9 protein-coding genes are annotated in these 11,712 nt (G+C 57.5%); 2 read left to right on the forward strand and 7 right to left on the reverse strand.

Going from position 1 to position 11,712, the window contains the following annotated elements:
• Positions 1 to 163: 163 nt before the first annotated feature.
• Positions 164 to 1,822: an NAD+ synthase gene (locus tag RBB32_RS05975; RefSeq protein ID WP_306151780.1), complete on the reverse strand. Its 1,659-nt coding sequence runs from the start codon at positions 1,820 to 1,822 to the stop codon at positions 164 to 166.
• 155 nt (positions 1,823 to 1,977) lie between these two features.
• Between RBB32_RS05975 and RBB32_RS05980 the strand changes: the two genes are divergently transcribed.
• On the forward strand, positions 1,978 to 3,408 hold the full coding sequence (locus RBB32_RS05980; RefSeq protein WP_306151781.1) for an MORN repeat-containing protein: 1,431 nt from the start codon (positions 1,978 to 1,980) through the stop codon (positions 3,406 to 3,408).
• Between the two features lie 45 nt (positions 3,409 to 3,453).
• Here the strand turns inward: RBB32_RS05980 and RBB32_RS05985 are convergent, their stop codons facing one another.
• Together RBB32_RS05985 and RBB32_RS05990 are read right to left on the reverse strand one after the other, a co-directional pair.
• Positions 3,454 to 5,358, reverse strand: coding sequence for an acyl-CoA synthetase (locus tag RBB32_RS05985; protein ID WP_306151782.1), 1,905 nt, complete (start codon positions 5,356 to 5,358; stop codon positions 3,454 to 3,456).
• 195 nt (positions 5,359 to 5,553) lie between these two features.
• Complete coding sequence (locus RBB32_RS05990; protein WP_306151783.1) at positions 5,554 to 6,324, reverse strand: sulfite exporter TauE/SafE family protein; 771 nt, start codon at positions 6,322 to 6,324, stop codon at positions 5,554 to 5,556.
• A gap of 145 nt (positions 6,325 to 6,469) precedes the next feature.
• Between RBB32_RS05990 and RBB32_RS05995 the strand changes: the two genes are divergently transcribed.
• Entirely contained in the window at positions 6,470 to 8,158 is a 1,689-nt protein-coding gene (locus RBB32_RS05995; protein WP_306151784.1) for an acyl-CoA dehydrogenase family protein, read from the forward strand.
• 80 nt (positions 8,159 to 8,238) lie between these two features.
• Here the strand turns inward: RBB32_RS05995 and RBB32_RS06000 are convergent, their stop codons facing one another.
• The 4 genes from RBB32_RS06000 to RBB32_RS06015 form a co-directional block, all read right to left on the reverse strand.
• Complete coding sequence (locus tag RBB32_RS06000) at positions 8,239 to 8,679, reverse strand: hypothetical protein (protein WP_306151785.1); 441 nt, start codon at positions 8,677 to 8,679, stop codon at positions 8,239 to 8,241.
• 42 nt (positions 8,680 to 8,721) lie between these two features.
• A complete protein-coding gene (locus RBB32_RS06005; RefSeq protein ID WP_306151786.1) occupies positions 8,722 to 9,684 on the reverse strand; it encodes an SLAC1 anion channel family protein in 963 nt (320 codons plus the stop codon).
• A 97-nt stretch (positions 9,685 to 9,781) separates the two neighbouring features.
• Positions 9,782 to 10,483, reverse strand: coding sequence for a fumarylacetoacetate hydrolase family protein (locus tag RBB32_RS06010; RefSeq protein ID WP_306151787.1), 702 nt, complete (start codon positions 10,481 to 10,483; stop codon positions 9,782 to 9,784).
• A gap of 39 nt (positions 10,484 to 10,522) precedes the next feature.
• Entirely contained in the window at positions 10,523 to 11,665 is a 1,143-nt protein-coding gene (locus tag RBB32_RS06015) for an alpha-D-ribose 1-methylphosphonate 5-triphosphate diphosphatase (RefSeq protein WP_306151788.1), read from the reverse strand.
• Between the last annotated feature and the right edge of the window lie 47 nt (positions 11,666 to 11,712).

Raw genomic sequence — 11,712 nt, forward strand, 5'->3', positions numbered from 1 at the left:
GCTTGGAACGTCATCCTTGCACAACGCCTTCGCCGCAGATTGGTTCCCCCGCCCGTCTCCGCGTCACATAATGGGTCCACGGCAAAACGTACAAAACTCGCGTACAAAACGTACGTTTCGTACAGAACGCCTTGTTGACGGAATCGGGCCGTGGCGACCGACCTCACCTTCCATCCCGCCACCGATTGACGATCGGATACCGTCGGTCCAACCAAAACGCCCTCTTTGACAACCGCGTTCCCGGCGCTGACTGAAAGCGTTTGTATTCAGAGATATAAAGTAGATGTTCCACCCGCCTAGCGTCATCCCGATCATAGCCTGCGGCCACGCAATCGGCGATACTGCCATCCTGGTCCACGAGAATTTCAAGGATTCCATCCAGCACTGCATATTCGGGCAGGCTGTCCTGGTCTTTCTGGTCCGGGGCCAGTTCGGCACTTGGCGGGCGGTCGATAATCCGCTGTGGGATGACCTCCCCCACGGGGCCATGCATCCAGTCCCGGTGCTGTTCATTGCGCCAGCGACAAGTCTCGAAAACGCGGGTTTTATACATGTCTTTCAATGGGTTATATCCGCCCGACATATCACCGTAAATGGTCGCGTAGCCCACGGCGACCTCGGATTTGTTACCCGTCGTCAGCAGCATTTCCCCGAACTTGTTGCTTAGCGCCATAAGCAGCAGGCCGCGAAGACGCGACTGGATATTCTCTTCGGTGACATCAGGTTCGGTACCCTCAAAAAGCGGTGCAAGCGTGTTCGTAATCGCCTGCCGTCCTTCGGCAATCGGCACGAAGTCATAGCGACAACCAAGGTTTTCCGCCAAGGCCTGGGCATCCTTCAGCGAAATATCGGCGGTGTACTCCGAGGGCAGCATTACACAGCGCACATTCTGCGCGCCCAATGCATCCACCGCCACCGTGGCCACCAGCGCCGAGTCGATACCGCCCGATAACCCCAGCAAAACCTTGGAAAATCCGGTTTTGCGCATGTAATCCCGCAGCGCCAGAACCATGGCGTGATAGTCCTGCTCATGGGCATCAGGGACGGAGGCAAGATTGCCTTTTTCGATGCGCCACCCCTCGGGTCCACGCTCCATAACAAGATGCGCGACCCCCTCTTCCATCAAGGGCATTTGCAAGGCCAATTCACCACCGGGGTTCACGGCGAAGGTCCCGCCATCGAACACCTGGTCATCCTGCCCGCCCACGAGGTTGAGGTAAATCAGCGGCAAACCGGTCTCGATCACCCGTGCCACCATTAACTGATGCCGCACCGCGAGTTTGTCACGGTAATAGGGTGAACCATTTGGAACCAAAAGAAACTCCGCGCCGGTTTCCGCCAGGGTTTCGGACACGTCCTCGTACCAGCTATCCTCACATATGGGTGAGCCGATCCGCACACCATCCACTGTGTAAGGTCCGTTCACGGGGCCGGATTCATACAGGCGTTCTTCGTCGAACACGGTTTCATTGGGCAAGTGATGCTTGAGTACCCGGGCGGTGATTTCACCGCCCTTGAGGATGTAATAAGCGTTATAAAGATCCACGCCTTCCAAGGCTGGGCCACCGATACCAAGCGCCGGACCATCGGCACAGTCCTGCGCCAAAGCCTCGATCGCGGCAATCGCTTCTTGATGAAAAGCAGGTTTTAAAACAAGATCTTGGGTGTTGTATCCGGTGATGAACATCTCGGGAAGCGCAACCAGATTAGCCCCTGCTTTCCTACCAGCCTCCCAAGCCGAGCGCGCCTGTTCCGCGTTACCGCCGATATCCCCCACCGTCGGATTCAGCTGTGCCAGTGTCAGACGAAAGCGATCAGACATGCCCATACCCCCGCGGTTGCATTCTGCGCCAGATTTAGCAGATCGTCGCGCAAGGGAAAGCCGATTTACCCAAAACCCGTTGTCAGCCCCGCGTACCTCCTTTAAATTTCCATTGACCCGCCATATGGGGCGTGCCGGGGTATTGAGGGCAGTTTATGACGAAATCGCTGATAACTTCCGCCATTCTTGGGATATCACTTGCCAGTTTTGCCGCCGCGCAAGACGGCGAGGTGCAGACCAAACAATATGACGATGGCGGGGTCTATGAAGGCACCTTCAAAAATGGCCTGCAACATGGCACGGGCACTTATACGCTCCCCAATGGCTATGAGTATGTGGGCGAGTGGGTCAATGGCGAAATCAAGGGCAAGGGCATCGCACGCTTCCCCAATGGTTCGGTCTATGAAGGCGAGTTCGAAAAGGGCAAACCCAACGGTGTTGGCAAGATCGTATTCACCGATGGCGGCACCTATGAGGGGACTTGGGCCGATGGCAAGATCACCGGACAGGGCGTTGCCGTCTATGCCAACGGCACCCGCTACGAAGGTGGTTTTCGAAACGCGATGCACCACGGCCAAGGCCGCATGGAAAGCGCGGGCGGCTATGTTTACGAAGGCGAATGGGTCAATGGCGTAAAAGAAGGTCAAGCCACGATCACCTACCCTGATGAGGCGGTTTACGAAGGCGCCGTGCAACGCGGCGCACGGCATGGCGAAGGTAAGCTGACCATGCCCGATGGCCTGATCTATGAAGGCCTGTGGAAAGACGGCCAGATCGACGGCGAAGGGCGTTTGACCCAACCCAATGGCGATGTCTACGAAGGACAGCTTGTCAGCGGACGGCGCGAGGGCAAGGGCACTGTGACTTACGAGAACGGCGATGTTTACAAGGGCGACTTTGAGGATGACCGCCGCCACGGTCAGGGCGTATTCACCGGGGTCGATGGATACCGATACGAAGGGTCATGGGTCGCGGGTAAAATCTCGGGTCAGGGCAAGGTAACCTACCCCGATGGGTCGGTCTATGAAGGCGAATTTCGCGATGATCTGGCCAATGGCCAAGGCATGATCACCTATCCCGATGGCTCCACCTATGAAGGGGAATGGAGCGGTGGTGTCATTGATGGCCAAGGCAAGGCAACTTATCCAAATGGCCTTGTCTATGAAGGGGAGTTCGAGAATGCCAAGAACCACGGCTATGGCGTGATGACCTATGCCGATGGCTATCGCTATGAAGGCGAGTGGCAGGATGGGCAACGCCACGGCCAAGGCACGGCCACTTATCCTGACGGCACGATTTATGAAGGGCAGTTCGCCAATGGGCAGCGCCACGGGCAGGGCAAGATCACCATGCCGGATGGCTTTACCTACGAAGGCGAGTGGCAGCAGGGCGAGATTTCGGGGCAAGGTGTGGCCACTTACGTCAACGGCGACGTCTATGAAGGCACCTTTCTGAACGGCAAGCGTCAGGGGGAAGGCACAATGCGCTATTCCACCGGCGAAGAAGCCACGGGCCGCTGGCAAGATGGGGCCTTGGCCGAAGCCACGAGTACCAGTGAGGACGCCACCACCGACACCACTGAATAAACAAGGGCCGGTCGAAACCGGCCCTTTGTAGTTTAGTGTCTGGGTCTATTCCTCGATCTGGGCATCTTCCAGCCACTCCCAAGGCCGCACGAACTGCCCCAATATATCTGATACGGCGCTGTCTTCGACATCCCCCGTCTTTTCAACCAAGGCGACCAAGCCGCGTTTCTTGGTATCGGCCACGCTGACAACGCGGGCATTAACCCCGGCCTCTTCAAGAGCGGCGTTGTAGATGCGGGAGATGGCGCGTTTGCGCAGATCGGGCTTGAAGACCTTGCCCACGGCGGTCTTGGGCAATTCGTCCATAACCTCGACGAACTTCGGCACGGCTGCGCGCTCGTGGACATGCACCTTGCAATGCTCGCGCAACTCCTCGCCGGTGACGGTGCCGCCTTCCACCAGTTCCACATATGCGCAAGGGATTTCGCCGGCATGCGCGTCGGGCTGTCCAATTGCGCCCGCCATGGCCACATCGTGATGCGCCATAAGCGCCTCTTCGATATCAGCGGGGTCGATATTGTGGCCACCGCGAATGATCAAGTCCTTGGCGCGACCTGTGATCCAGAGGTATCCATCCGGGTCGATCCGGCCCAAATCGCCGGTGCGCAGGTGGGTACCATAGTGGTAGAGATCATGGTTTTTCTCAGCCTCGGTATAGGTGTTACCCGCAAAAACCCCGGGATTTGAAATGCAGATTTCGCCCACCTCATCGGCGGCACATTCCACGGGGTTGCCATCCGGCCCGACATTAATGATGCGAATATCAGTATAGGGAAACGGAACACCGACCGACCCGACTTTTTTCTCCCCTTCCGGCGGATTACAAGAAACAAGACAGGTGGCCTCGGTCAGTCCATATCCTTCGATCACGGTCATGCCGGTTGCGCTTTCGAACCGTTTGAACAACTCCAAAGGCATGGGCGCCGAGCCGGAAAACGCGTTCTTCACAGTGGAAATATCGGCATCCACCGAACGCTGCATCAGCGCCGAAACCGCTGTGGGCACGGTAATGACAAAGGTGGTTTTCCAACGTTCGAGCAATTTCCAGAAATTGTCGAACACCCCATCCCCGCGATAACCCGCAGGTGTCGGGAACACCACATGCGCGCCCGATTTGATCATCGCCATGAGGATCACGTGACAGGCAAAGACGTGGAACAAAGGCAGCGGGCACATCACGCTGTCGTTTTCGGTGAACAGCAGGCGATGCCCTAGCCAACCGTTATAAACCATGCCCGAGTAGCGGTGTTGCGCAACCTTGGGCATCCCCGTGGTCCCGCCAGTGTGGAAATAGGCCGCCACCCGGTCACCTGCACTGTCGTCGAAAGACAGGGTCACCGGATATTTCGCCATCTCTTTGGAAAAGCACTTCACATCCGCGTGGTGATTGCCCGGGTTCTTGGGGCGCACCAAGGGCACGATCCAGCTTTTGGGGGGCGTCAGATAGCGGTTCAGGTCAATCTCAAGCACGGTATGCACATTGGCCGCATGGCGCACTGCCTCGGCGGTTTTCTGGGCGATATCTGTTTTCGGGAACGCCTTCAGCGTGACAACCACTTTTGCGTTTGTTTCCCGCAGGATCGCGCCGATCTGCTCGGGCTCAAGAAGCGGGTTGATGGGATTCACGATCCCGGCAATCGCCCCGCCTATGGTGGCCACGGCGGTTTCCAGAGAGTTGGGCAAAACAAGCGCCACAACATCGTTTTCACCCACCTTGAGATCCCGAAACAGGTTGGCCGCGCGGCAAATCTGATCGTGGAATTGCTGCCACGTCATGGTTTCTGCCTTGTCGGTCGCGCCGGACAACAACTGGTAACTTACCGCTGAACGATCGGGAAAAGCATCGACCGTTTCACGTAGCATGGCATAGAGCGTTTCCGGACGCTCACGATCTTCCCATGACATTTCATTCTGAATATCAAGCGCATCCTGCCGCGAGGCAAAACTCATCTTCAATCCTCCCCGAAACGCGCCTCGGATCGCGGGCGCGGTTTTCTTCCCTGCGGGGCAGCATGGTCAGCTTTCCCCGCCCACGCAAGCTTTACGCTGCGTTTCGGAGATTTTCAGCCTGTGACGGCAGGGCCGAAAAATTCCAACTTGCCGTACTGCCAAGGCGCGCGATGATAATAATTAGCCAGCGGCCGGTTAAACGAAAAGACCACGACGGATCAAATTCATACCCGCGACCAGCAAGACCAGCAAAGTCACCCTTTTGAAGGTCGTTTGGTCAATGCGATCCTGAACCACGAACCCAAGACCGATACCGATGACGGCGGGCAAAATGAGTAGCGCGGACAATGGCGCAGTCTCTGACCGCAGCACACCCGACGCCATGTGGGCAAACATCAACGCCACAGCCCCCAGACCGTAAATCACCCCCTGAATACGCATCTGCTCGGCTTTATCCACGTTCTGTGCTGTCAGCATTGCAACCGTCGTCGCCCCCCAGACGCCCGAGATACCCCCGAAAAAGCCGGTCACACCGCCTATGATGGCTTCGGTCAAGGAACTTGGGTTGTTTGGCAGGCGCAGAGGCTGCCCCAAAAGCGATGAGATGGCAAAAAGCGTGATCGGAACCCCGATGATCAGCAGCGTAATATGCTGCGGCAGTACCGCCACCAATTGCGCAGCAAACAATAGAACAACGACCCCGGCCGACAAAAACACCCGAAATCGCCGAATCGCATCCCATGCGGCCTTGGGCCCTTGCCGCAAGGCCTGCCACAGGTTGGTGACAAGTGCGGGTAGAATCATCCCGGCAATGGCCATTTCCGCCGAGATAACAGACCCGAGGCCCGACACCATGACCATTGGCATGGAAAATCCGACAACCCCTTTTACGACACCCGCAAAGAACGCCACGAAAAACATCACGACCCAAGCTGACGGTGCGCCGATTTGCATTAGGTATTCCATCCGAGTCTTCTAGCAGGTTGCGCAAGCGCTGCAGTGCAAAAATCAACGCGCAACTTTTGAACAATAGTGACGCAGTTTAGGCATAATAGTTGCGCTGCACCTGCGAAATAGCTAGGTAAGGGCAACTCGGAAAAGGATATGATTCATGGCACATGACGGACAGGACATCGCAATGGCAGAGTCGATCATTCTGGATAACCTCCTGGAGCTGACGGGCAAAGCCGTCGCTCCGGCGGAATCGGTACTGGAGCAAGCACGCGAAAAGCTGCGCGAAGACGTGGTTGTCGATGGCCGTGTTTCGGGTGGCCTCGTGGAAGCCAACCAAACCGCCGCACATGGTTTGGCGTGGTTGGCCACCTACGTTGAATCGCTGCGCCAGATGCAGAATTGGGCCACGCGCCTGCAAGGGGACGGCAAGTTCGGCGAGGTCGAGCAACTGATTCATCAAATCGCCTTTGGCGAATACCTGCAGCAGATCGCGGGTGGTATTCCGATGAACCAAGGTGAAATGGTCCGGGTACAAGATCTTGGCCTTGGCTGGGACGCCCTGAGCGGGTTCCAAGCGCCCGAGGTGCAAACCCTGATCGCCCACGGCAATACCCAAGCTGCCCGCACCCGTCTTGTGGACCTCATGCAGGAACGCAGCGCCGAGGTCACGGTTGGCAACACCGGCCTTGATGATGAGCTGGAAATGATCCGTGAGCAGTTCCGCCGTTTCGCCGTCGAAAAGGTAGAGCCGCACGCCCATGAATGGCACCTCAAGGATGAGTTGATCCCGATGGAAATCATCGAGGAACTCGCTGAAATGGGTGTCTTTGGCCTGACAATCCCCGAAGAGTACGGCGGACTCGGCCTGTCCAAAGCCTCGATGTGCGTCGTCTCCGAGGAACTTAGCCGCGGTTATATCGGGGTTGGCAGCCTTGGCACCCGTTCCGAAATCGCCGCCGAACTGATCATCGCCGGCGGCACCGCGGAACAAAAGCAAAAATGGCTACCGCGTCTGGCCAGTGCCGAAACCCTGCCCACGGCGGTCTTTACTGAGCCCAACACCGGATCGGACCTTGGCAGCCTGCGCACCCGCGCGGTGCAGGACGAAAACGGCGACTGGAAGGTGACCGGCAACAAGACATGGATCACCCATGCGGCGCGGACCCATGTGATGACCCTTCTGGCCCGGACCAAGCCCGACACCACAGATCACCGGGGCCTGTCGATGTTCCTGGCGGAAAAGACCCCCGGTACCGATGAAAACCCCTTCCCCACCGAAGGCATGACCGGCGGCGAGATCGAGGTTTTGGGCTATCGCGGGATGAAGGAATACGAACTGGGCTTCGACAACTTCCATGTGAAAGGTGAAAACCTGCTTGGCGCGGAGGAGGGCAAGGGTTTCAAACAGCTTATGGAGACCTTTGAATCCGCCCGCATTCAAACCGCCGCCCGTGCAATCGGCGTGGCGCAATCGGCGCTTGATATCGGCATGCAATACGCACAGGACCGCAAGCAATTCGGCAAATCCCTGATCGAATTCCCGCGCGTCAGCGGCAAGCTGGCAATGATGGCCGTGGAAATCATGATCGCCCGTCAGTTGACCTATTATAGCGCTTGGGAAAAAGACAACGGCCACCGTTGTGACCTTGAGGCCGGGATGGCCAAGCTGCTTGGTGCCCGCGTGGCATGGGCTGCTGCCGACAATGGCCTGCAAATCCACGGCGGCAACGGTTTTGCCATGGAATACGCTATCAGCCGTGTGCTGTGTGATGCGCGTATCCTGAACATCTTTGAAGGTGCCGCCGAAATTCAGGCGCAGGTGATTGCCCGCCGCTTGCTTGGCTAAGCGTTCAAGTTTCAAAACATCAACCAGACATCAAAAGGGCCGCCTGATTGGCGGCCCTTCTCTTGTGGCGTCATACCACTTCAGAAACTCAAAACCGTGGTATCGTCGGCCATGAGGGCCGCCGCCATCACAGGGGGTTTTGCGGCGCTCACACCGTCAAGAAGGGCCGAGGCATCGACGCCCTTGTTCGGAAGGTAGATCGCGCAGACCTCAACTTTGGTACCAGTCTTGTCCATGATCATCTTCATCAAGCCCTGAGGGCTCATGCCCTTTGGCTTCTGTGGGGCTGTGGCAGTCTCGGGTGCGTCTTTCAAGGCTATGTCAGCCGCGGGACCGCACAGCAGGATTTGCGCCTTGGCGCCTTGTTGCACCGATTGCATGGTCAACACCATCGACATCAACTGTGTCTGGGCATCCGGCGAGGTGACCACGGTCACCAGCTTCTTGCCATCCTCCGCCTGGAGGGGGCCGGCGAAAACGGCAGTTGCGGCAAGTGTCAGGGCAGTTAGCGTTTTACGCATGGTAAGTCCTCTTTGGTTTGAAGTGGGAATTTGGGTGACAGGTTATTCAGGTTGAAAGACCGCACCGGATGTCACCGCGCGCAAGGTACGCAGTAGTAGTCCGGCAAGGGTTACAGTCAGGATCGAAAGCAAGGCCAACCCGGCCAAACGGTGCACATCCGATCCCGTCGCCTCCGCATAATGCAGGCTGGCAATCGTGAGCGCCGCCAGTGGAAAGCTGAGCGCCCAGAATGACATGGCAAAGGGAAGGCGCAGGATACGCGGCAATTGCACCGCCACGATCAAGGCAAAGAAATAACCACTGTTCAGTAGAATTCGGGCAAAAGGATCAATCCCACCGGTCAGGGTGACCCAAGCCAGGAACCCGACGGCGGGTGGCGCGATAAGGATCACCAAGGTCGGCTGTAGGCGCTCGGGCAAGGGATCGTGAAACACCAGTCGGTTGATGACCAAGGTCAAGAGAACAATCCAGAAGATTAGCCCGACAGACAGGAAGAACCAGCTTAGTTCAACAAAGCCCAATTCCGCCCCGGCGATTGGCACGATGACATTACCCACTGCCGGGATGAACCAAGCCGGTGACAAATGCCCATGCAGGAAAGCGCGCGCGCCGATCCAGCCCGAGATCACGGCCAGCGTCAAAATCCCCTGCCCCGCAGCGCCCGCCAGCCACATGACATGCGCGACAGGCCGGGAGATTGGCAACGTGGCTGTCGCCAAAAGCAGTAAGCCGATTGAGATTGCCGGAAAGAACGCCAATTTTACAGGATGCGACCATTCCGAGCGTACGGCATTTGGAAAGCGAATTACCTTGGCTGTGTACCCGGCGGCGATGACAACGAAAACTGCAAGGGTGACAAGGTAAACAACACCCGAGGCAAGACTGGTGAGTCCCAAAGTTTGTTCACCCGCACGCAACGCAAGCGCCAGCCCCGCCATCCCCATCACGATGGTGAACAGCGTTACGGGATAATGCTCAAGTACCGAATGGTTGTCAGGGTCCATGGAATGCCTCTTGAAAAGATACATTCCACATTCAGCATATGACTCAGCCGCCCTCGTTGATCCAGATCAAGCGGAGGAAAAAATACACCCAAGTAAATCATTCCTTGGGGGCGACCGTAATGTGAACCGCTTCCAGGTCCTCGATCTCACCCAGCAGCTCACTACCCGGCATGATTGGCCCAACACCCGCGGGCGTGCCGGTGTAAATCAAGTCACCGGGACGTAGGTGATAAAACTGCGAAAGATGCGCAATCAGTTCAGGCACCGACCAGACCATATCGGACAACAGCGCCTCCTGAACCCTTTCGCCATTATGGCTTAGCGTAATGGGTTGTGGCCCGGGCGTACCAAAGGCACCGGCCTTGGTGATCGGCGCGATGATCGCGGCATTCTCAAAATCCTTGCCCAAATCCCATGGCCTGCGCTTGTCCTTTGCCGCGGCCTGCAAATCACGGCGGGTCAGGTCTATGCCACAGGCATAACCAAAGATCGCATCCAAGGCACGTTCCTTGCTGATATGAAACGCATCGCCGCCCATGGCCACAACGAGCTCCATCTCGTAGTGGCAGTCCTGCGTACCAAGCGGGTAGGCGATTTGCGCCCCGGAGAGACACAAGGCATGCGCGGATTTGGTGAAATAAAATGGCGCTTCGCGATCTACTTCATTGCCCATTTCCGCCGCATGTGCCGCATAATTGCGCCCCACGCAGAATATCCGCCGAACCGGAAACGCCCGCGCCTCCCCTTTGATGGGAATGACGGGCGGCATCGGGGCATCAAATAGCAAGTTCTGAGTCATGGTTTGCTTATGCGGCTATATTCAAGCCAAGTCAAAACCTCACGCCACCCGCGCACCTTTGGACCAGACCGAGCGCAGCGCCGGTGCCCCCCCGCGCACCGCGAACTGGATCAAATCGGCACGTTTGCCAATGGCAATCTCGCCCCGATCCTCCAACCCCACGGCACGCGCGGGATTGGCCGAAACCGTGGCCAATCCCTTGGCCCAATCGCCCCAAATCTCGGACAGGCGCACTGCCGCAAGCAACAATGCGGCGGGCACATAATCGGAAGACAGGATATCCAGATACCCCGCCTCCGCCAGATCATGTGCCGCCACATTGCCCGAATGTGATCCGCCCCGGATCAGGTTCGGTGCCCCCATGATGACCGGAATGTCATGGGCATGACAGGCGCGCGCCGCTTCGAGGGTGGTGGGAAATTCCGCCATCTGTATCCCGTAAGCCGCCGAAGCGGCGACCTGACCTTCGGTCGTGTCGTCATGACTGGCCAAAACTGCCCCATAGCGTTTCGCCGCAGCAACGGCTTCGGCTTCGTGATGGTCTCCGTGTCGCGCACGCAAATCCTTAAGCTGAGCAACATGTTCGGTGAATTCGTCATCCGTCATCGAAAGCTTGCCCTTCACATAGGCCTCAAGCTTCGAAATATCCCGGAACTGCCGCTGCCCCGGCGTGTGGTCCATCAGGCTGACGATTCCCACACGATCCTGTGGCCCGAATTCTTCCATCTCTTCCACCAAGGTCTCCGAGCATACTTCGGCCCGCAGGTGTAGAAAGTGGCTGATTTTCAAAGCGTCATCGGCACGCAGGGCCAAAAGCTCACTGGCCAGTTCCCGTGCGTACTTCAGGTAACGCCCTTTACCGGAGGGGATCGACCCCACACGCATAGCGTCGAAAACCGTGGTAATCCCGGTACTGGCCAATTCTGCGTCATGCGCAAGGATTGCCGCGTTGTGCGGCCAATCCACTTTGGGGCGCGGCTGAATGTGGCGCTCCAGATTGTCGGTGTGCAACTCGATCAATCCGGGCGCCACGACATCGCCGCCGCAATCGACTGCCCCCGTCGGCACATTGGGTCCGGTGGCGATGTCATTGATGACCCCGTCTTGCACGACAAGGGAGCCGATCACGGTTTCCCCCGGCAAAACGAGGCTGGCATTGGCGAGAATGAAGTCTTGTGTCATGGGAAGGTCACACTGTCTTGGCATGCGGTGATGCGGTTTCGGAGGCA

The sequence above is a fragment of the Roseovarius sp. MMSF_3281 genome (assembly GCF_030733685.1).
Classification (GTDB): Bacteria; Pseudomonadota; Alphaproteobacteria; order Rhodobacterales; family Rhodobacteraceae; genus Roseovarius.